The organism is Anaerocolumna cellulosilytica, assembly GCF_014218335.1.
Lineage (GTDB): Bacteria > Bacillota > Clostridia > Lachnospirales > Lachnospiraceae > Anaerocolumna > Anaerocolumna cellulosilytica.
In genome coordinates this window covers 2,271,788-2,293,179 of sequence record NZ_AP023367.1, presented here as the reverse complement: position 1 = coordinate 2,293,179, position 21,392 = coordinate 2,271,788, and the positions used below count along the sequence as shown (strand labels likewise).

Below are 21,392 nucleotides of genomic sequence, written 5' to 3'. Positions count from 1 at the left end.
AATGCAGATATTCATAAAGCATACAAGAAGATGTAAATGACAGGAGGAATCAAATGAAAGCTTTACTAATCAAAGGCGGATTCGTTCATGACGCTGTAAATCCCGCCCCTTACATAGCAGACATATTAGCTGTTGACGGTAAAATCACAAAAATCCAACAAGATATTGTTCCGGAGGAAGGAACCGAAGTTGTTGACGCTACTGGTCTTAATGTATATCCGGGTCTTGTAGATGCCCATTCCCATATTGGTCTTGATGGTTATGGAATTGGCTTTGAAGGACAGGATTATAATGAATTAAACGATATTATAACACCTCACCTTCGTGCAATTGACGCAGTAAATCCAAGGGACGAATCTTTATTACTGGCGGCTCTTGGTGGTGTTACTACTGTTTCTACAGGTCCTGGAAGCTCTAATGTATTAGGCGGTGCTTTTACAGCTATCAAATTAATTGGTGACAGAATTGACAATATGATACTGAAGGAAAAGACAGCCATGAAATGCGCCTTCGGAGAAAATCCAAAACGCTGCTATAAGGACAAAAATAATTACTCCAGAATGTCCACTGCAGCAAAACTTAGGGAAATGCTCTTTCAGGCGAAGGAATACAAAGAAAAATTAGACAATGCCGGTGAAGATCTTAGTAAAAAACCGGCTTTTAACATGAAACTAGAGGCACTTCTTCCGGTGCTGAATCGAGAAATGCCTTTAAAAGCACATGCTCACAGAGCTGATGATATCTTTACTGCTATCCGCATAGCTAAAGAATTTGATTTAAAGCTAACTTTAGAGCATTGTACAGAAGGTCATCTCATTGCCGGAGAGTTGGCAAAAGAAGGTTATCCGGTTGCAGTAGGCCCTTCCCTTGGTCATGCTACGAAATATGAGCTTCGCAATAAAACCTTTAAAACTCCGGGAATCTTAGCAAAAGCAGGGCTTTCCGTTTCCATTATCACAGACAGCCCTGTTATACCACAGCAGTATCTGGCGTTGTGTGCAGGTCTTGCTGTAAAATCAGGCATGGAACCCTTTGCCGCTTTACAGGCTATTACCATTAATCCTGCAAAGCACATTGGTGTTGAAGCTCGTGTAGGTTCTCTTTCTGTTGGCAAGGATGCAGATATCGTTATAGCAGATGGTGATATTATGGATTCCTTAACAAACGTGGTCGGTACTTACATTGATGGTAAACTGATTAAAGCTGATAAGAATGTGGAAATGTAATGCCTTTATGTAGCTTTTAATTTAAAATGGATACGATGACTTTAGAACTTCGTATCCATTTTTATGTATTTTACTATTTATATACGTTCTGATACAGAGTGAATTTTTCACTCTTTTTAGTCTTCTATAGGGAAAGGTATAATTTATAGTTGCACATTCTTTGTATATTCAATCTATGCTAATTGTTCTTCTCTTTAGCATTTCAAATATACTTACTATTCTCTTTTATATATAATTTCACCGAATATACAATTATTCCTGCCCCAACAAAAGGAAAAAAGATTCCTGGCAGATCCATTATACTCCATTGTAATAAGGTACTAAATAATAAACATGTAATTCCAAAAACAATAAATGCAATTCCAATTAATGCAAAAAATATTTTATCCATATGCATTCCTTTCATAAAATGAAAAAGTGTGATAAGAGTTTGTAATATTTTGTATGAGTTATTATATCAATATACATAACAAATCACAATGCCATTTTATTACATATTTATCAAAATAAAATTACCCGTTCATGTAGTGAAAATTAGTAACACTTCTCTGTCTATAACAATAAACCCAGCCCGTTGGCTTACCACCAAAGGCTGGGTTTATTCATCTTTAAAAACAAATCACCTGTTACATGTTATAATTCAGAAATGTTAACTTCTCTGATTTCCTTACGAAGGGCAAGAACAAAGGAAGGAGATACAGATAATTCATCTACTCCCATTTTTAAGAAAGTACGTGTAAGAGATATATCAGCGCCCAATTCGCCGCAAATTCCTACCCAACATCCTTCTTTATGTCCATTTTCCACTACCATTTGAATCATCTTTAAAACAGCCGGATGATGGGAATCATAGATATTATCAAGCTTAGGATTCTGACGGTCAATAGCCAATGTATACTGGGTTAAGTCATTGGTACCGATACTAAAGAAATCCACTTCTCCTGCCAATGCCTCACTTTCCATTACCGCAGCAGGTGTTTCAATCATAATCCCCTGCTCTACTTCATTAAATTTAATGCCCTGTTCCATAAGCTCTGCTTTTACTTCTTCTACGATTTTTTTAATCTGTCTCACCTCATCGACAGATATAATCATAGGATACATAATGGAAATATTTCCGTAAGCGCTCGCCCTATATAATGCTCGAAGCTGTGTTTTAAAAATATCTGTTCTATCAAGACAGATTCGAATGGCACGATAGCCCATCGCCGGATTCTCTTCCTTTTCCAGATTAAAGTAGTCCACCTGTTTATCAGCTCCGATATCAAGCGTACGAATAATAACCTTTTTACCTGCCATCATCTCGGCTACTGTACGGTAAACCTGAAACTGTTCTTCTTCTGTCGGATAAGTATTTTTTTCCAGATATAAGAATTCACTTCGGAATAAACCAATTCCTGCTGCATCATTGGCTAATACCGCTTTTACATCTGACACACTGCCGATATTTGCATAAAGATGAATCTTCTTACCGTCAAGAGTGATAGTCTCTTTTCCCTTAAGCTGCATGAGAAGCTTTCTGTTTTCTAAATCCTCCTGCTGTTTCTTTTTCATCTTTTCCAGAATATCTTCCTCCGGCTCAATAATGAGGGTTCCGGAATACCCATCTAAAATCGCAAGCTTTCCATTCAACTCCGGAAGCGCTTCGATACCAATTAAGGCAGGGATATTCATAGTTCTGGCAAGAATAGCGGTATGAGAATTAGAGGAACCAAGCTCTGTAACAAAACCTAACAGTTTTGATTTATCCATCTGCACCGTCTCGCTTGGAGCCAAATCCTTCGCAAGAACAATCACCGGTTCTTCACCCAGATTGCCATCTAGGGCTTTGCCAGTTAAACAATTAACTACTCTCTCGGAGATGTCTTTTATATCAATGGCTCTGGCTTTAAAATATTCATCTTCCATTTCGGCAAATAATTTAGAAAAGTTATCGCCAGTCATAGCCACTGCATATTCTGCATTGACTTTTTGCGAAGAAATCATATTTACAATGGAGTCGATGTAGTCATCATCTTCAAGCATCATAGCATGTACTTCAAAGATAGCCGCATTCACTTCTCCCACTTCCTTCAATGCTTTGTCATACAAAGAATTCAGTTCTGTGATTGCCTGCTCTTTTGCCTTTTCAAAACGCTTAACTTCCTCATCAGAATTATCAACCTTTTCTCTTTTAACTACCTGCTCACCCTTTGAATAGAAATATATTTTTCCTATTGCTACTCCATTATAAATGGATTTGCCTTTATAACTTTTCATAAAATTATCCTTTGCATAATACATTTGCATCAGCATGTATTATTGCCACATACAAACAGGTTGAAAGAATGGTACAGTGGCATCCTTTCTTAGCTATATATTTTCTTACAACCCTAAACGTATGAAATGCGTGTTTATACGTTTTTATTATAAATTTGACTTGAAAAACTCTTCTAATTGAGCAATTGCTGCATCCTCATCCGCACCATCTGCTGTAATAGTGACATTAGCACCTTTTTTTACGCCAAGCGCCATAACTGCCATGAGTTTTTTCATATCAGCAGTCTTACCCTCTGCATCGATTGTAAGATTCGACTGTAATTCTTTTGCAATTTTTACAATTTGTCCTGCTGGTCTTGCATGGATTCCGATTTCATCTTTGATTACATAACTAAATTTTTTCATATTTTCACCTTTACATAGTACTGTTCTCATCGGTACTATGGCCACATATAAGAAAAGTTGAAGTATTTTACGTGGCTACCTTTCTTTATTCTGTTCTACCTTCAACCTCAAAACTTGCCACAATTATGGCTGAAACGTAATTCTACGGCGACCTTCCATGTTACAGGATATCCCACCCAGAAATATCTATTGTATTGAATCATAAACATAAGTTTACGCAAATACCATTAAAATTATAAAACTTCTCTATAAGTTAGTAATACATTCTACTAAAGGCTTATATACATCGTCAACCTCACTGCCGATTACAATCTGATATTGATCACCTTGCGTTATAACCCCCACAACTCCGGGTATTTTTTTTATTTCTTCTGTCTCTGCAATTTCTTCAGCTCTAAGCTGAAAACGAAGTCTGGTTGCACAGTGAGTAATCCTTATAATATTTTCTTTACCACCAATCTTTTCAAGAATCGATGTTGCAGTTTCCTTATAATTCATTCATTTTAACACCCATGCCTTTCAATTTTTTGATGAGTTTCATACACCAACAAAGAACCTTTAAAAAATTCTTGTAACTAATAATTAGTTAGATGAAGTAAAAAAATACCCAGAAAACAGAGTGGTTTCCCACCCCGAATTCTAGGTATAGCCTGCTTTACCAGTAACAATCCTATGAATGCGTGATTCTATTAATATGAACTGTCAAGTACACCAATTCTTCATCTGTTAAAGATTTAGAATAATTGCTATGAATATAATTGCCTATTTTTAAAGCACAATCATATTCGTTTTTATAATGCTCTTTCATTAGTTTAATGAAATAATCGTCAGCTCCTTCAATATGTTTATCCTGATGGATTCTTAGGGATAAAAATTTTAAATGAGTCAAAAATCTTTCATAGTGAAGAGACTCTGTATCAAGTTCTATCTTAAAATAATACTTTACTATCTGCAAAATACCTTGTATCATCTTTAAAGTATCTGTAGTGTGTCCCATATCAACAGCTTCCATTGAAGCACTTGCCACATGAAGAGCTATATATCCTGCTTCATCCTCAGGCAACTGAATTCCTAACTGCTTTTCTATGATATGAAGGGCTTCTATTCCTACTTCAAATTCTTTGCTATAGTACTTTTTTATTTCCCAAAGCAAAGCGTTCTTTAGATGTATCCCCTGTTTATGCCTCTCAATTGCATAGTTTAAATGATCTGTTAATGAAACATATATACTGTCATTTAGTTTGTGCTCTAACACTTCTTTTGCGTAACCAACTATATTATTGGCTACACGGATATGATCCTGAGGAATACGGGATAATAAGTCAATGAGCTGGTTGGAAATCTTTTCATCTTCTATTGTATATACTTTCTCTATTAATGAAGTATCAATTTCATCACCAGGCTTTTTCTTAAATCCTAATCCACAGCCCATTACAAGTATTTCTTTATTACCTTCATTATGTGAACAGATTAGATTATTATTAATTACTTTAGCAACCTTCATCCAATCCTCCTCTTAAGCTTATATATACAAAAATAGACTACCCCCTTGATTATATCACAAGTGGTATAGCCTGCTTTACCAGTAACAATCCAACTACTATTGATTTAAATGAAGTATAACATTTTCTTAACATCCTGTCAACCATTCAGGCTATTTTCTATACATTTAATAATTCAGGCCACAATTTTTAGTTAATATTTACTAACCCTTTATTCTTTATCAGCTCCGTCTTTATCATTCTATAAATTTAGTTCATGTTCGCAGGGGTTTGTTCGTGTAAATTTAAGGATAACATTCGTATAAAATCTTCACCCTATGGAATAGTATATGCCATATAGAATTCGCTATTTTCCCCAATAAATTTCTGACACATTTTTGACACATTCTAACCCCAAACTAAGAACAATGCTTTACTATGCTAATTTAAACAGAAAATACATTCTATTAATCTACAAATTTTGACCCTCGGGCACAAAGTTATGCTTATAAATTTATTGTACAACCAATTGTGTATAAGACAGAAAGGATATTTCATATGATTCACATAATTTGTCTGGATTATGACATGACACTATTTGACCACGCTGCTAACCAGATACCGGACAGCGCCATGAAAGCCCTTGACAACATAAGGGACAAGTACAAAATCGTTCTTGCCAGTGGAAGGTATTTTAATGATACTCTGAATCTACAAGCCAAAGAACTGATAAAGCCTGACGGAATTATACATGCAAATGGTTCTGTAGTGGAAGCCCATGGAGAGATTCTTCACGAAGCTTTTTTTGACTCTGGCTTACTTCAATCTGTTGTTTCCTTCTCCATAGAACATAATCTTACACTCGGTGGATTGTATGAAGGTGTCTGGTATAGCACCAAACCCATTCAGCAAAAAGAAAGCTGGCTGACAAAAGGAAGAATAAATTTTCCTGAAGTAAGAAGTATTCACGAGCTGCTGGACAAAAAAATATATTCACTCTTTTTGGATGACACTGTAGAAACCGCTGCATTTATTGCAGAGAAGTTCCCCTCCTTACGAACTCCTATCATGTCAGAAAAGAGTGGTGGTGCTGATATTATTCCAATACATGTATCAAAGGCTACCGGTATGGAAATCTTGTTAAACCATTGGAATATGACCTTTGCAAATGTTGCTGCGGTCGGTGACAGTATGAATGATTTCGAATTGATAGAAGCTGCCACCGTCGGTATCGCCATGGGAAATGCCGTGTCTAGGTTAAAAGAAATAGCCAACTTTATTACTACTCCTATTTCAGAGGATGGTATTAAAAATGCTATCGAATACCTTGAAAGTATCCGATAGCCCTTTTCGCTCCTATACGTAATTAAGAATACTGAAATATAACTGTCTGATTTCCGGAACTTCAAGGTGTTTCGGCAAATCAGCAGTGCATACAAGAAGCGTTCCATTTTTATACTTCTTCTCATACAGTAATCCAAGCGTATGTCCCCGTTCAAAGTTATCAATCACCTCTACTATCAATTGATACTCCTCTTCTTTATCAAGAATCACTGGTTTTGCCTTTGTTATGATTTGCTGCCATTGCCAACTTGCGAACTTTTCTGTCGGAAATAGTTCTAAGGCTTTATGCGTGTTGTCAATTACCAACCCCATAGTTCCGGGTGCAGGCTTCCTGTTTTTACTTTCGCAAATAGACTTAAACATAGGATAAGACCAGAAGTCAGTTGTGAATCCAGCTTCAATACTATCCGGAAGACTGTCACTAAAGAGAACTACATTCTTACCCTCCTCTAATTTTGAAAGGGCAGCAGCGTTAAGCTCTGATGTTATATAGGCATCCTTGTTGCCTTTAGTTACAGATGGATAAAGCCACACCGGATACTCTTTTATTAAATCTCTATAGGTGAGTAATATAGTGGCAGCAGCCGGCCCATTAAGTTTTGGTACTATTAGTTCAACTATAGGAAGTTTGGTAAGTTGTCCAGTAGGAGCTGTAACATCTTTTATCACGTTACTTATCTCCGCTCCCTCAACCATGAGAGATATTTTAAACCCACTGTCTGGCATGGATGCTTCCCCATAGTTAAAGATACCGGCTTCGATTGGAATTATGTCTCCCTCCAGATAAGTGTAATAAGGAAGCTTAGCAAATAAAACCCTGGCATCACAAAATCTTCGGAACTCTTCTGGTGACACAACTCCTTTTTCTTCAAGGAAACTATTTAATATTCCAATTAATGCCGTTCCCTGACCAGGAAAATCCTGTAAAGAAAGCAATTGAAACCCACTCATTCCCTCCGTACGGATAATTGCTTCTATATCCTCCTGATAGCACCTAGCCGCCAAGGCGCCCGAATATTTCAGATAATCACCGCATTTGTCGATTCGTCCTTTCTCTTTGATTTTTTCCTTCCAAAGTTCTAATGCTGTAGAACGAGTGACACCTGTGTATTTTTCTACCTCATTTATGTCAGGATAAGTCTCATATTGTCCGATTTCATGGGATATAATAGGTAGATTCACCTCCAATAAGGCATTCTCATAGCTGATATTAGTGCCTAGCCGTTCTAAGCCCTGTATATGTCCTAAGGGTAAATCCCCATGAGAAAAAGAGGCTCTAATATTATTTCCCCCCATAGCAGTACGCATAGTAATCCAATACTGGTCTTCTGTTCCGTAAACAGGCGTCTCTAGAAAGTTGTTCGACCCTTGACTGTATAAAATATCCGAACGTATTGTTTTTAGGTGAGCCAAAACTTTATCAAAGGCTTCTAATTCTCCGGTCATTTCATTCCCTATTGCAAACATCAAAAAGGAAGGATGATTTCCATAAGTATCTATTACCTTAACAGCCTGGTCATATATATATTTTGTAACAAGCCCCTCTTTAGAATTTCCTTCCTCTCCTGTAAAGGCTGCTGCAAAAAAGGGCAATTCAATCTGCAAATAGATCCCCAGTTCATCCGCTGCCATAAATGCTCCCTCCGGTGGACACCAGCTATGAAAACGATAATGATTTAATCCATATTCTTTCATACGATTGAATATTTTTAACCACTCTTCTTTGGTCATGGGAGCTGCTCCGGTCAGAGGATAGATTGCACAGTCAATCGTGCCTCTTAAGAATATCTTCTTATCGTTAACCAGTATCTTTCTCCCCTTCGTCATAACCTTTAAAAAGCCGGTTCGTAGTCTTTGACTTATAAGCCCAACCTGATCTTTCGTAATTCCAAAGCTTACCTCATAGAGATTTGTATGGAACTCATCCCAGACATGCACTGTTTCAGGTAATTGCAGCTCAAAGTCAAAGTAGTTCTTTCCTTCCTGTAAAACAATCTGATACGCTTCACTGATACCAAGTTCTTTAATGTCTACTGTAAATTCTGCTTTCCCTGTTGCTCCTGTATAATCCACTATCGCTTCAATACTGTAATTTTGTAATGTACCAGTATTCTTTAAACGGAAATTTGCCTCATAAATCCCCTGACAGCTTTCTAGGTATATCCTGCCCATAATACCATTCCAATTCGTCTGGGTATGTTCTGTAAACTGATGTCCATTATACAAACATGCAGGAAAGTCTTTATATTCTGTTAGATGATTATCCACAGCAATAAGTATCTCATGTTCGCCTGCTGTGGCATTTCTTGATAGAATGTGCTCCTGCGGTATTAAAGTCTCATAGGACTCAGACACCAGTACACCATCAAAATATATAGCTGTAAATTTCGTACGCTCTAGTATTAACTTTAAGCCCTTTGAAGTCATATCCTCCGGTAATGAAAAACGCCTTCTGTAATAACATTTACCTGTAAAAGGATACACTCTGCTAAGATGCGCCTTTTGCCCTTTGTCAATCTGAAACTGTCCCTTTTTACTTATTTCTGTGGTAGAAGGAAGGTTTATTACATCAGAAAAAATCAGACTCGGCGCTGTCAAAGGATGTACCTTCGTTTCATTCACCTTGATACACTCTGAATCAATTACATTTAAAACAGGATGAAAAGATTCATGACTGCCCTCCGGGACGTAATAATTCTCACCCATGGAAAACTCCCAATTGCCTTCTAATCCGATATACATGTTAATTACCATAATAACTCTGTCTGCATGCTTTGGTCTCTGCTATATGAGTGTACTAGAGTTACTGCCACACCGTATTAGGATGAAGGCTGCTGTGGCATCCTTTCTTTTTAATTTTCCCCCATCCCTGCGCCTTTACTATTTCATTCCTTGTAATCCGTCCTCTAAATAAATCAAGGATTCCATATGGTTTCTATCTAATGCAAGTGCTTTTTCAAACGCTTCTCGGCTCTTTTTCACAACTCCCATTCCAAGGTAAGCCAAGCCAATCAGATAATTACAATGTACCTGGCTTCGTTTACTTAAGTCCTCTTCAAATATTAGAAAATCCGGTAAAGAAACTGCAAAATACTCCACCTTCACTTTATCAAACAAATGTTGTTCGCCGTAATCCAGTAATTTATAAAATCTGGCATTAGCTTCTGCAGTTCTTCCTAGTTTTTTCAGCGCCAACCCTTGGAATAGAATCATATCAGCTGGCTGATCATTATAATACATCATACCGGCCGGTTCAAAATCTCCTGCTGCTGCTATTTCATAGTATCTTTCTGCCTCGGCTTGATTACCCAAGGCTTCTTCTGCTACACCCAGATAGTAATAAATATGGTTATCTTTTGTCCCTTCCAGTTTACCCTCTCCCAGATTTTCAGGATAACTAAGTGCTAAATTCAGATATACCTTGGCTTCCTCGTAGTGAATCTTCCTAAGTTTCTCTTTTGCCAGTTGTATTAATGCCAATTTATATTGGGAGGTAACTTTTCCTTCTCCACCTTCCCATGGATGAAACTTACGGTTTTTTAGTAATTCATATGCATGGGCATATTGTTTCACTTGATTGTGCAGAGTAACATATTCTAAATACAAATCATCCCTCTGTTTATATAACTCAGAATATGCCTTAAACGTTTCAAGTCGTTCCTCCGGTGACATGAAAAGCTTCTTATAGAGTTGATCTAACTCTAAGAATATCCTGGCATCTGTAGTATCAAGGGTGAAGGCTGTTTCCATAGCCTCTCTGGCTTTTTCTTTTTTATTCAGTTTGTTATAATAAGCCAGAGCCAAATTCCTATATACAGTCGGAAAAGTCTTATCAAGCTCTTTGGACTTCTCCCACACAGTTGCGGCCTGTTCAAATTGCTGTTTGTCATAATACAGATTTCCAAGATAATAAAAACCTTTTGCATCCAGCGGATTACTACGTACTGCCTCCTCAAGTACAATCATATCTTCTAATTTATTGGGAAAGCAATAGACTGGAGAAGCCTTCGCCGCTAATTGGTAATTCTCCGCTTTTTTCTCCTCCTGCTTTAATTTTCCGTAATAATAGCCCCTATAATAATAGAGTAAAGGCGTACTTTCCTTGCAGTATGCAAGAAGCTGTACTGCTTCTTCATAAAGACCTGCTTCAGCATAATCCCTTGCAGCTTGCAGATAATTATTATAGTAGCCCCTCAGTATGGAATTCATTTCCTTTTCATACGCTGCTTTCTTTTCTATATGAGCAGTTAGAATTCTTTCATGCAAACTGATAGAATCAAATCGATCTGTTTCTAAGTTCTCAAGTATATACGTTTGAACGATTTCTGTCTTTCCTAATTTTCGAAGCAACGCTGCCCTTAAACCTCTTGCTTTGATATTTTTTGTATTTTTACTAAGGGCTTTATCGATAAATGATAATGCCTGGTTATAGTTACCTTGTCTAGTTTCTAGCACTGCCAGAAAATAAAAGGACATTTCCTGTTGTTCATTACTCCAGCTTGCTTTATAAAAAGAATCATAAGATTCTTTTTCCGCACCCTGGTAGAATAATGACAGTCCCAATAAGTAATATGGTTCACTGTTATAAGGATTGGGATTCTTCCAGGTAAGCCTTTTAATTGCCTTTCTAAAGTGTTCTTCTGCCTTTTTAAGATTCCCTTTTCTTAAGAGTAAAGCTCCATATGCAGTATTGATACGTATATCACCGCCATCTCTTTTTAAGCCTTCCAGATAATAATCTTCCGGATGATACGTAGCATGTCGGTACTGTTCAATATGAAGTCCTGTCAGGTACAGTTCTTCATTCGTCATAATTTGTGAAGGTTCTTTCGCAGCTTCGGCAGGTTTGGGCAATTTTTCTATTTTTTTTTCCTGAGGCTGATATTCTACTAGAATTGTTTCTTTATAGGATACTACAACCTTTAAATCGGTTTCTTTCGTGTATTCACAAGGTATGGTTTTATCAAACACCTGTATTGGTGATAAATTTACGTTTGTCTCATAGCAAACTTTACCGTTACTATAAAGTGTAACTACTGCATTATCATATTCCTTTGTTGTATAAACGCAGATAGATACCTCTTTTTCTCCTACAGTCATATTGACAGCACCATGAATGGTAGCATTTTTAACCGCTCCCACCTTCTTATAAGGCATAAAATATTGATAAAAACTTTTTTCTTCAAAAGGTTTTAGCCAGGTAAAATCCGGTTGGTTATCCGTATATACTCCTGTCATCAATTCGATATATGGACCATCCTCATCTGTCAAATTCCGATCCCAGGCCTTACCAAAATCTCCACAGCCCCAAGTCCACTGCTTTTTACCAGGCGCTATATGATGGTCTGCCACATGAAGTAAGCCTGCCTGTAAGTTATGGTCATAACCGCCTACAAAGTCATAGTCAGACTTCTCCGCCATATATGAAGTAGGTACCGGTATGTTCTTATACCTGGAGATATCCACACCTGCACTGTAGTCTTTTTTATAGTAAACACCAGTGGCAATGGGGAATCTGGATACATCTCTTTTTCCATGGTCCATGACCGCATGTACATCCGGGGGGAAAATACTCTGGGTATAATCATTTACCGCAACTGCCGGATTAGCCCACCAAAGAAATGTCTGCGGCAGCGGCGTACGGTTGTACAACTGACCCCTGATTTCGATGTAAGCTGTATCCGGATACAGGGTGAACCCTGCAATCCCCTTTGTTCCGTACATCTGATCTACATCGTTAATGAATACTGTCTTACTTCCGTCTTCATTATCCTGCAATACATAGTCTACTGGCATAAAAGTTGTTGGCCTGTGGTGCTGAGGCCAGTTAAATTCAATTCCTCCTGATATCCAAGGACCCGTGAGCCCAACCAGTGCCGGTTTTATGACACGGTTGTAATAAATAAAATCATACTTATTGGTTTTATCATAGGCTCTCTGAATCCTTCCTCCAAGCTCTGGAAGAATCATTACTCTAATGTATTTATTTTCCAGAAATACAGCCTTATATATCTTGTCCTTCTTTTCGTCACTTATTGTTTCAACCATTGGATAGGGATAAATTTTGCCTGAACTTCCCTGATAAACTCTTTTGTCCAAAAACATTGGATTCTTATCAGCTTTACCAATTTCATAAGTTGGAATTACAACCTCTTCCTCCCATACCATTACGACGGAATCATTTTCCATATAATAACCATTTCCTTTCCGAAACCTGCACTTAATAAGCAACAGCACAAGTTTTTATATGAATTGAATCATTTACAAAACTATACTTTTACTATATCCTAAAATATTAATTTTTTCATTTTGTAAAACTGCTTTATTATTTTGAAAAATTGCTATTCTATAGCTGTTCTTTGCTTTTATGAATAATATGTACGTAAATACTGAATTTAATTATAATTCGTAATCATTCCCTTGTATTTTTTTATATAACGTGCTACCATTTATTTAAAATTCTTGCATAGACAACAAAAAGAATTGAATACTCGATTCGGAACTCTTTTTACCAGAAAAGGAAACTCATTAGAAAAGGGAGTATGATGAAATCAAAAGAAAACGGTATTTTAAACCAATCAGACATATATTTTTATACTCCGAGCACACAAGCTCAAAAGATATTTTTATACCCCCTATGTACAGGACATTATTATTATTCGCCGGACTATAGACTGGAACGAAATAGTTATGACAGCTTTTTGCTTATGTTTATCCTAAAGGGGAGCTGTACTATCGGAACCAATGAAATGACTGCTGCCGTCACTGAAAACCAAATTGCTTTTCTTGATTGCTATCAACCCCATAGTTATTTTACAAAAACCGGGTGGGAAGCCCTTTGGATACACTTTGATGGTGTTCTGGCAAGGGAGTACTATGATTTAATTCACTCTTCTTTAGGCAATGTTATAACCCTTAAGAGTAATTACTTGTTTTTAAAGATACTTACGTTACTATTTGAAAATTTTCATCAGAACAGCAACTTAAAGGAACCCTTGTTATCCCAATATATCATAACCTTATTAACCCAACTGTTGCTGTCACAGGGAGAATATGAAACAGAAATCCGCAATAGCAATATCGTTGACGAAATTGTATCTTTTATCCACAAAAACCTTAGTTCCCCTTTAAGTCTTGACTTCCTTGCAAAGAAAGCTTCTTTAAGTCCATACTATTTTTTAAGACTGTTTAAGGATAATACGGGTTTTACTCCTCATGAGTATATACTGCTATCGAGAATTAATCTTGCCAAATTCACTCTAAAAACTACCGATATGTCTGTTAAAGAAATCGGCTTACACTGTGGTTTTTCCAGTGAAAGCAGTTTTTGTACAGCTTTTAAAAAATCCGTCCAAATGACACCCAGCGTATACCGAAACACCTCCGTAAACTGATTTGTCCCTATTACATCTCGACTGGTTTATAGTTCTTTCTCGGCATAATTCCTGCCTGAAAGCTTGGTTTTTTACTCGGTAAAAATGTATAATCTTTGTATACAGTTGGTTTAATTTGGTGAATAACATTAGGAGGTATTTATGACTTATGACAACATAGTACCATGGGAGTTACTACAGAAAAAACAAACCTGGGAGCAATTATCCTTTGTACAAAATAAGAAGATTCTAGATTTTGGAAGCGGCAACGGTATGTCAGCTAATCACTTTGCAGTGAATAATGAAGTGACTGCCATTGAACCAGACCATAATGCAGTAAATCATCGATTCACAAACACTAAGTATACTCAGCTTGTTGGAGCTGAGGAGCTATTAATAACTTTTCCCGATGAAACCTTTGACATGATTCTCTGCCACAATGTACTTGAATATGTTTCAGACCGGGAGACAATTCTTAGTGAATTCGTAAGAATACTAAAGACGGGAGGACAGCTCTCCGTTTTAAAACATAATAAAGCAGGCAGAGTCATGCAAATGGTAGTACTGCTCAATAACTTTCAACATGCAAAAGACTTATTAGACGGTGGTGACGGACAGGCAAAAAAATTTGGTACTATAAACTATTACGAGGATACCGATTTGATTAAGTGGTGCAAGGGTTTTACCATTGAGAAGATTTTGGGAATGCGTACCTTTTGGGATTTACAGCAAAACCAGGAGATTCAAAAAGACACTGCATGGCAAAATGAAATGCTTTGCATCGAGAATAAAGTAAGTGATATGGAGGCGTATAAGGCAATTGCATTCTTCCACCATGTGCTGCTAATTAAAAAATAACAATAAATTGGTTGCCTTATTCCTTTAACACCCCCTATTAAAGGTATTGACGGCTCCAATGTAATGAATGTTATTGATGCACATATGAACCATGAAGCAGTTGCTTATATAAATAATTTTAAAGGCATTGCACTTTTAAGAACTATTAAACCATACGTTCTTACAAACTGTAATGCCTTTAATCCTTATTCTATTTACTATCATCTGTCTACCTTGGAACACACAAGTCAAGATATTCTAAAGATATCTTATCATTTTTTCAACCTAATATAATCTAAATACCTTTGCGATACCAAGTAGTCTTCCCCTCTTTTTATGCATTCAATGGCACTTTGTAATATGTCCGGTCGAATACCCTCAGGTAGCTTCCTTATGCTGTTCTTTTCTTTTTGAATCATGTCCTCAATCTTTTGGCACTCATAAGAAAAATCACTTAGGAAATTACCGTCGTAATGTAATAAAAGTTTTTGTATAGCATATTCCTTTTGACAGATATTAATTTTTCTACGTCCGTTAATTTTGTAATCATATCCTTTTTTTAAACATAAGGTTTCTGATTGGGTATCTAAAAATACACAGCAACCCATCGCTTTTTGTATGAGGTTCTCATACCAGGACAGCTGTGCCCCTTCAGCATTCAGCTCACTGCCAAGAATATAGATTGCTTTTATTTTTTCTTCCTTATAGTATATATCTCTGGCAAAAAACTTATCGATTGCTGTATTTTGCAGCCGGTAATCAATAGCAAGCTTAAGTCCTCCCGGTAACTTCACAAAGCAAGTACTGAACATACCGTTTTTCATATGATACCTTGCATGTATCGTCTGGTTTGGATAACTTCTTGATAATAACTGATACAAGAGCCGTTTTCCTTTTTTTAATTCTTCAGATTCTACTAGATCGCTATATTCACAGTGGAGTTTATCATAATGTGCAAAATACGGCTCCATTATGGGTCCGGCAGCAAGGTATACCCTCTCGTTGCAATCACAGCAAGTTAATTCCCCATTCGCAGCGGCAATTTTTAATTCCTCTACCAGTTCGCTGATATACAAGTTATTGTCATCTTTTAATACATATGTACAAATTTCTTTTCCTCTGTAGTTGCAATTCTCCATCTTGACCGCCCCTTTACATATCTTCCTTCTATCGTATAATATTTAAGAATTTTACGCAATAGGGAGCGGAATATTACAGCATTAAAAAATAAATATGATATAAAACATTTATAATAGTATATTCACTATTTATTACATTTTGTATTGAGCTCATAAATTAATTTTAATATTTGAGAAACTGTACCTATTTGAGGATTGTTGAATAATTTAAGTGCAGTTAATGCTTCTTCACTACAATCCCCCTGTTCATCTCCTGTTAGAATATACTCACAGGATACAGATAATGCCTTAGCTATTCTATATAAAGTATCTGCTGAAAATCCCTTTTGCCCAGTCTCAATCTCATATAAGAATTTAGGTGAAATATCTGCTATCTCGGCAAATCTTTCTCTGGTAAATCTGTTAATCTCACGTAAACTTCTTATTCTACTTCCAGCTTCGTTATAAAAACTGTTCATACTTATTTCCCCCCATACAACTATGTTATTGTCTTTCTTGTTTCAAAATCAAAAGTTTGTTTATAGTTATATTTTAATATAAATGCAGATAATAAAAACCATCTATAGCTCCATATTTTTACACTATATGGCATATTTTTTAATTTCAAGGATTTCTTTCGTTGTTTTTATGAGAAATTAAATAATTCACCTAATTTCTGTTTCAGTTTTCTATTTGTGTTTTTTATCTATTGTATATTGGTTTACAATTCAGACATAAGGGTTATAGTTGATAAAAAACATTGGTAAATTTAGTAAATTGTATATGTGCTTTAGAAATCTTACATAGGAGGAAATATATGAATAGTTTATATAGCGACGCAGGACAACGAATAAGAAGATTAAGAGAAATTAAGGGGTACACACGTGAAGAATTGGCTGAGAAAGCAACCATATCTTCAAAATTTTTATACGAAATAGAAAGTGGGCATAAAGGGTTTTCTGCTGATACATTGTACCGAATATCAAAGGCATTATCTGTTAACAGTGATTTTATCCTTACTGGAATTAATCAATCAAGACATATCAATGAATTAATCAGTACCTTGAGTCTATTTGATGATATCCAACTTAATACAATAGTTTACTTACTAGAACTATATTATAATGTTAATAAAAAATAATAAGTTAATACTAATTAAGAGATACAGACTAGATTTACTTACATGAATGTTTATTACCCTTATATTACATACCATAAGTTAGTTTTAGTACTTTCAAACGAAAAAAACCTCATAATGATTTTGCTAAAAAATATAAAAAGCTGCAGTCCGATTTATAATCAGATTGCAGCTTAGCTCCACTACTCCTTATCCTTTAAAACAAAGCTTAATTGACTTTCCGCACATAAGATATTCTTAACATACAACTTACAGCTAACAAATAGAAAAGGGCCTTTTTTATCATACAGCATCGCCTTTATACTACATTCTTCTTTTGGATGAACCATCTTACGAAACTTTGCATTTACAATTCTGACAAGATATGGTACCTTTCCTCGTTCTTCCTCATTTAATAAACCGCAGCAAGTCTGCGCCATAATCTCACATAGTATAACTCCTGGTACAATCGGGCTTTCAGGATAATGTCCCCTGAAAAACCATTCATCTCCTCGAAAGTAATATCTGCTTTCAATGCTTTTATCCATAATATATATATTATCTACTAATAACATAGGACTCCTGTGAGGTATTAATTCTTTTATCTTATTTCTGTCATATACCTTCATATTTCTCCTCGATTTTATATTGCACTGATTAATTGTTTGTTTTTTGAATAATTTACAGAAAACAATCATAATTTAACAACATTTTAAGAGTATTGTATTTTCATCACAGCATAAATCGATTAATTGTGGTACTCTTCCTTTTTTTGTTATGCTAAAAAACATCTCTCATTATTGCGACTACTCATCAATTTTTTATCTTATATAAAAATTCCACTGTTAATTCTCTTTCTTTTTTGATTAAACTACCGAATCTATAAATTATTCTTTCTATCAATTTCTCATCTCTATTACCAATATACCGAAGTACCATATTTCTAAGAATTATGTATCCCTTTCCTAATTCTTTGTACCCTTTCAGCAGCTCCTCATTACAATTTATAAGTTTCTTATAAAGCAGATATTCTACTCTTAACTCCATTAACACTGCATGCTCATAAAGTAAATGATAAGGGCGGTAATCAATAAGTGTTTTATTTTCTGCTACTCTAATACATTCCTTATAGATTAAATCAATTGCCAGAAACCCATAGGTGCAATTTTGCTGCTCCTCAAAATCAATGTCTTTTACAGAATACAGATAGTTTTCAAGTCCAGTCTTTATAGCTTGTGTATTAATCTCACAGTCTATTTCCGGCTTTGTACGTATCAAATATATTTTGTTTTTATATTCCTGTTCTACCAATACACACCAAAACGCCATCTCCATATCCTGAAACCGGCATTCATACTGTATGAACCTTCCTTGCATAACATTATCCCCAAAATATACTTTATTGTTAAGCAAATCATATCCATAGACAAAAAGTTCATGAAAATTATGCTCCTTCTTATAATACTTACTGCCTGGAATATAATAATAATCCGCATAGAAATACATGTAATATTCAGCATTAATAAATTCGAGAATTGCCTCCTGTAGACAGTGTTTCCAATTATAAATTATAGTTTTTTTCGGTATCTCATAATAGCTTAATAGGGGGCAATCAGCCAAAAGCCATTCATGCTTGTAGAATGTTAGTATATTCCATTGGTGACCATAAAAAATCTGGATGAAATTATTATATATCCATGGCCATGCATTATCAGAAATCACTGCAAAGAAGATACTAAAGGTTGTATACGAATATATACAAGGCTTTTTTAGGTTTAATATTTTTGCTTCTCTCATATATTTCAGGCGTCCGGATTATCTTTATTAGTTATAACTTTTTCTATCAGCTTATAACCGGTACAGCTTTCCCTCTTTCCAACTTAATAATATTGACTGTCAAATTAAAGAATGTATCGTTAAAAGTTATCACAATTATGCTCTAACCTTTTTCCATATTTTAAGAAGATGCTTCTATTTTTTGTATTATATCAATACCCAAGTCTATCAGCAAAGTGTTATAATTAATGGTAAACTGTACTTTTGCTCTGCCTTTACGCTTATCTATCTTTTTAATGATACCTTCCTGACCTAGTAATGGGCCTTCCATAATCTTAATTCTATCATTCATTATCAGGGCTTGAGATATGTTTATGAATCCTTCCTGATCAACCATATGCAGTATTTGCTTGATTTCATCAACACCTACCTCTAAAAAATTATAATTGTTTTTTAGAAACTTAATGATATGAGGTCCACCTCTTGTTCTGCTATAAAATTCATTTATATTATTTGTCTCAAGTAAAACATACCCAGGAAACATAATTTTGGTAACTTCTCTACGTACGCCCTGTTTACGTTCATAAATTCTTCTTTTGGGAACCAGCAAGTTGTATTCAATATTGTTATAAATTTGTATCTTTCGTTTATTAATAAATAAACAAACCTCGTCCTCAAATCCAGTTTCAACAAATATAGCATACCAGTTCATTTTACTCCCCCTATAATCTGTTATAATATAAACGGACAGGTTTAGCCATTGCGATACAGTCTCTGCTCACATACTTGTTACAATTATTTATTTTAGTTGTTGCAATCTAATTCATCATGCCCGGATTTTGAGGCGGCATAGCACACTGGGTCTTGTCTTCTTTTTCATCTGCTACTAAAACTTCTGTTGTCAATATCATTTGTGCTACCGACGCCGCATTTTGTAAGGCTGATCTAGTTACCTTCACAGGATCTACAATTCCAGCCTCTAACATATCACAATATCTTTCATTTAAGGCATCGTATCCGTAGTTTTTCTTATTGACCTTTTTTATGGAATCAACAATAACAGAACTTTCCATGCCAGAATTTTCAATTATTTGCCTAGTTGGTTCTTCCAAGGCCTTTAAAACAATTGAAACTCCAATTTTTTCATCTCCATTAAACTTTGAAAGAGTTTTTTCAACTTTCTTGGCGGCTGTTAAAAGTGCAATGCCTCCACCGGCAACAATACCTTCCTCAATAGCAGCTTTAGTAGCAGCCAAGGCATCTTCTACTCGCAGTTTCTTCTCTTTCATTTCAACCTCTGTTGAAGCCCCCACTTTTATAACTCCGACTCCACCGGTTAACTTTGCCAATCTTTCTCTTAGTTTTTCTTTATCAAAGTCAGAGGTTGAATTCTCAAGTTCTGTCCTAATCTGTGCAATTCTTAAGTCTATGTTGGACTTGCTACCATTTCCCCCAACAATGATGGTATTCTCTTTATTGATCTTTACCTGCTTTGCTTGTCCTAACTGATTCAACGTAGTATTTTTTAGCTCAAACCCTATTTCTTCACTTATCATTTCACCCCCGGTTAAAATAGCAATATCCTGAAGGATTTCCTTTCTTCTGTTGCCAAATCCAGGCGCCTTCACTGCCACACAGGTAAAGGTTCCTCTCATGTTATTTACTGCCAGAGTTGTCAGAGCTTCACCCTCTACGTCCCCTGCTATTATTACCAGTTTTTTACTGAATTGCACGACCTCTTCAAGTATGGGCAGAATTTCTGTGATTGCAGCTATCTTTTTATCCGTTATTAATATGTATGCATTATCAATTATAGCTTCCTTCTTTTCCTGATCGGTAACCATATAAGGTGAGATGTAACCTCTGTCAAACTGCATTCCTTCCACGACATCGCATTGCGTTTCGGCTGTTTTTGATTCCTCCACTGTAATGACACCATTTACTGTCACCTTGTCCATTGCTTCCGAAATGAGTTGTCCAATCCCATAATCTCCAGCCGATATAGCTGCTACTGTAGTGATATCCGTTGCTGAATTTACTTTACTTGAATTCTCTGCAATACTTACTACCGCTGTCTTAACTGCTGCTTTTATACCTCTTTTCACTAGTACTGGATTCGCTCCGGAACTTATATTTTTCATACCATAACGTACCATAGCCTGCGCAAGCAAAGTGGCAGTGGTTGTTCCGTCTCCGGCAACATCATTGGTCTTCGTTGCTACTTCTTTCACTAGCTGCGCTCCCATATTTTCGAAAGCATTGGTAAGTTCCATCTCTTTTGCTATAGTAACCCCATCATTAGTAATTAATGGCGTTCCATATTGTTTATCTAATACAACATTTCTGCCCTTTGGACCCAAAGTTATCTTTACTGTATCCGCTAACGTATCAAGTCCTGCCTTTAAAGCCTTTCTGGCATCCTCTCCATAAATAATTTTTTTTGACATAAAACATAT

At 35.9% G+C, this 21,392-nt stretch carries 17 protein-coding genes; 5 read left to right on the top strand and 12 right to left on the bottom strand.

Features of this window, described 5'->3' with window-relative positions:
• Positions 1–53: 53 nt before the first annotated feature.
• A complete protein-coding gene (locus acsn021_RS09535) occupies positions 54–1,226 on the top strand; it encodes an amidohydrolase (protein WP_184091072.1) in 1,173 nt (390 codons plus the stop codon).
• Positions 1,227–1,859: 633 nt separating this feature from the next.
• Here acsn021_RS09535 and ptsP read toward each other — a convergent pair.
• From ptsP to licT, 4 genes are all read right to left on the bottom strand, one after another.
• Entirely contained in the window at positions 1,860–3,485 is a 1,626-nt protein-coding gene (gene ptsP, locus acsn021_RS09530; RefSeq protein ID WP_184091074.1) for a phosphoenolpyruvate--protein phosphotransferase, read from the bottom strand.
• Between the two features lie 147 nt (positions 3,486–3,632).
• On the bottom strand, positions 3,633–3,890 hold the full coding sequence (locus tag acsn021_RS09525; RefSeq protein WP_184091076.1) for an HPr family phosphocarrier protein: 258 nt from the start codon (positions 3,888–3,890) through the stop codon (positions 3,633–3,635).
• A gap of 246 nt (positions 3,891–4,136) precedes the next feature.
• Complete coding sequence (locus acsn021_RS09520; RefSeq protein WP_184091077.1) at positions 4,137–4,388, bottom strand: PTS transporter subunit EIIB; 252 nt, start codon at positions 4,386–4,388, stop codon at positions 4,137–4,139.
• Positions 4,389–4,560: 172 nt separating this feature from the next.
• Positions 4,561–5,394, bottom strand: a complete 834-nt coding sequence (gene licT, locus acsn021_RS09515) for a BglG family transcription antiterminator LicT (RefSeq protein WP_184091079.1) — start codon at positions 5,392–5,394, stop codon at positions 4,561–4,563.
• 535 nt (positions 5,395–5,929) lie between these two features.
• On the opposite strand from licT, the gene acsn021_RS09510 reads away from it, so the two are divergent.
• A complete protein-coding gene (locus tag acsn021_RS09510; RefSeq protein ID WP_184091081.1) occupies positions 5,930–6,715 on the top strand; it encodes an HAD hydrolase family protein in 786 nt (261 codons plus the stop codon).
• Between the two features lie 12 nt (positions 6,716–6,727).
• On the opposite strand, the gene acsn021_RS09505 is transcribed toward acsn021_RS09510, so the two are convergent.
• Entirely contained in the window at positions 6,728–9,421 is a 2,694-nt protein-coding gene (locus tag acsn021_RS09505) for a glycoside hydrolase family 2 TIM barrel-domain containing protein (protein ID WP_184091083.1), read from the bottom strand.
• Positions 9,422–9,595: 174 nt separating this feature from the next.
• Positions 9,596–12,904, bottom strand: a complete 3,309-nt coding sequence (locus tag acsn021_RS09500; RefSeq protein ID WP_184091085.1) for a tetratricopeptide repeat protein — start codon at positions 12,902–12,904, stop codon at positions 9,596–9,598.
• A 356-nt stretch (positions 12,905–13,260) separates the two neighbouring features.
• Here acsn021_RS09500 and acsn021_RS09495 point away from each other — a divergent pair, with 356 nt between their 5' ends.
• Positions 13,261–14,109, top strand: coding sequence for a helix-turn-helix domain-containing protein (locus acsn021_RS09495; RefSeq protein WP_184091087.1), 849 nt, complete (start codon positions 13,261–13,263; stop codon positions 14,107–14,109).
• A 141-nt stretch (positions 14,110–14,250) separates the two neighbouring features.
• Complete coding sequence (locus tag acsn021_RS09490) at positions 14,251–14,946, top strand: methyltransferase domain-containing protein (protein WP_184091089.1); 696 nt, start codon at positions 14,251–14,253, stop codon at positions 14,944–14,946.
• A gap of 251 nt (positions 14,947–15,197) precedes the next feature.
• On the opposite strand, the gene acsn021_RS09485 is transcribed toward acsn021_RS09490, so the two are convergent.
• Positions 15,198–16,064 (bottom strand): competence protein CoiA family protein, encoded by an 867-nt coding sequence (locus tag acsn021_RS09485; protein WP_184091091.1) that lies wholly within the window; start codon positions 16,062–16,064, stop codon positions 15,198–15,200.
• Between the two features lie 125 nt (positions 16,065–16,189).
• Positions 16,190–16,522: a helix-turn-helix domain-containing protein gene (locus acsn021_RS09480; RefSeq protein WP_184091092.1), complete on the bottom strand. Its 333-nt coding sequence runs from the start codon at positions 16,520–16,522 to the stop codon at positions 16,190–16,192.
• A gap of 338 nt (positions 16,523–16,860) precedes the next feature.
• On the opposite strand from acsn021_RS09480, the gene acsn021_RS09475 reads away from it, so the two are divergent.
• A complete protein-coding gene (locus acsn021_RS09475) occupies positions 16,861–17,184 on the top strand; it encodes a helix-turn-helix domain-containing protein (RefSeq protein WP_184091093.1) in 324 nt (107 codons plus the stop codon).
• A gap of 179 nt (positions 17,185–17,363) precedes the next feature.
• Here the strand turns inward: acsn021_RS09475 and acsn021_RS09470 are convergent, their stop codons facing one another.
• The 4 genes from acsn021_RS09470 to groL all read right to left on the bottom strand — a co-directional run bounded on the left by acsn021_RS09470 (position 17,364) and on the right by groL (position 21,383).
• The gene (locus tag acsn021_RS09470) at positions 17,364–17,789 is read right to left on the bottom strand and encodes a 3-hydroxyacyl-ACP dehydratase FabZ family protein (RefSeq protein WP_184091094.1); all 426 of its coding nucleotides are present in this window, start codon (positions 17,787–17,789) and stop codon (positions 17,364–17,366) included.
• 184 nt (positions 17,790–17,973) lie between these two features.
• Positions 17,974–18,957: a hypothetical protein gene (locus acsn021_RS09465; RefSeq protein ID WP_184091095.1), complete on the bottom strand. Its 984-nt coding sequence runs from the start codon at positions 18,955–18,957 to the stop codon at positions 17,974–17,976.
• A gap of 160 nt (positions 18,958–19,117) precedes the next feature.
• A complete protein-coding gene (loaP, locus tag acsn021_RS09460; protein ID WP_184091096.1) occupies positions 19,118–19,648 on the bottom strand; it encodes an antiterminator LoaP in 531 nt (176 codons plus the stop codon).
• A 106-nt stretch (positions 19,649–19,754) separates the two neighbouring features.
• Positions 19,755–21,383 (bottom strand): chaperonin GroEL, encoded by a 1,629-nt coding sequence (groL, locus tag acsn021_RS09455; RefSeq protein WP_184091097.1) that lies wholly within the window; start codon positions 21,381–21,383, stop codon positions 19,755–19,757.
• Positions 21,384–21,392 lie beyond the last annotated feature (9 nt).

Bases quoted from the DNA above. Each gene is read 5' to 3' on its own strand.
- licT (WP_184091079.1), bottom strand. From the start codon at position 5,394: ATGAAGGTTGCTAAAGTAATTAATAATAATCTAATCTGTTCACATAAT.
- acsn021_RS09535 (WP_184091072.1), top strand. From the start codon at position 54: ATGAAAGCTTTACTAATCAAAGGCGGATTCGTTCATGACGCTGTAAAT.
- acsn021_RS09510 (WP_184091081.1), top strand. From the start codon at position 5,930: ATGATTCACATAATTTGTCTGGATTATGACATGACACTATTTGACCAC.
- acsn021_RS09505 (WP_184091083.1), bottom strand. From the start codon at position 9,421: ATGGGTGAGAATTATTACGTCCCGGAGGGCAGTCATGAATCTTTTCAT.
- acsn021_RS09485 (WP_184091091.1), bottom strand. From the start codon at position 16,064: ATGGAGAATTGCAACTACAGAGGAAAAGAAATTTGTACATATGTATTA.
- acsn021_RS09480 (WP_184091092.1), bottom strand. From the start codon at position 16,522: ATGAACAGTTTTTATAACGAAGCTGGAAGTAGAATAAGAAGTTTACGT.
- groL (WP_184091097.1), bottom strand. From the start codon at position 21,383: ATGTCAAAAAAAATTATTTATGGAGAGGATGCCAGAAAGGCTTTAAAG.
- acsn021_RS09465 (WP_184091095.1), bottom strand. From the start codon at position 18,957: ATGAGAGAAGCAAAAATATTAAACCTAAAAAAGCCTTGTATATATTCG.
- loaP (WP_184091096.1), bottom strand. From the start codon at position 19,648: ATGAACTGGTATGCTATATTTGTTGAAACTGGATTTGAGGACGAGGTT.
- acsn021_RS09500 (WP_184091085.1), bottom strand. From the start codon at position 12,904: ATGGAAAATGATTCCGTCGTAATGGTATGGGAGGAAGAGGTTGTAATT.
- acsn021_RS09475 (WP_184091093.1), top strand. From the start codon at position 16,861: ATGAATAGTTTATATAGCGACGCAGGACAACGAATAAGAAGATTAAGA.
- acsn021_RS09490 (WP_184091089.1), top strand. From the start codon at position 14,251: ATGACTTATGACAACATAGTACCATGGGAGTTACTACAGAAAAAACAA.
- ptsP (WP_184091074.1), bottom strand. From the start codon at position 3,485: ATGAAAAGTTATAAAGGCAAATCCATTTATAATGGAGTAGCAATAGGA.
- acsn021_RS09525 (WP_184091076.1), bottom strand. From the start codon at position 3,890: ATGAAAAAATTTAGTTATGTAATCAAAGATGAAATCGGAATCCATGCA.
- acsn021_RS09495 (WP_184091087.1), top strand. From the start codon at position 13,261: ATGAAATCAAAAGAAAACGGTATTTTAAACCAATCAGACATATATTTT.
- acsn021_RS09470 (WP_184091094.1), bottom strand. From the start codon at position 17,789: ATGAAGGTATATGACAGAAATAAGATAAAAGAATTAATACCTCACAGG.
- acsn021_RS09520 (WP_184091077.1), bottom strand. From the start codon at position 4,388: ATGAATTATAAGGAAACTGCAACATCGATTCTTGAAAAGATTGGTGGT.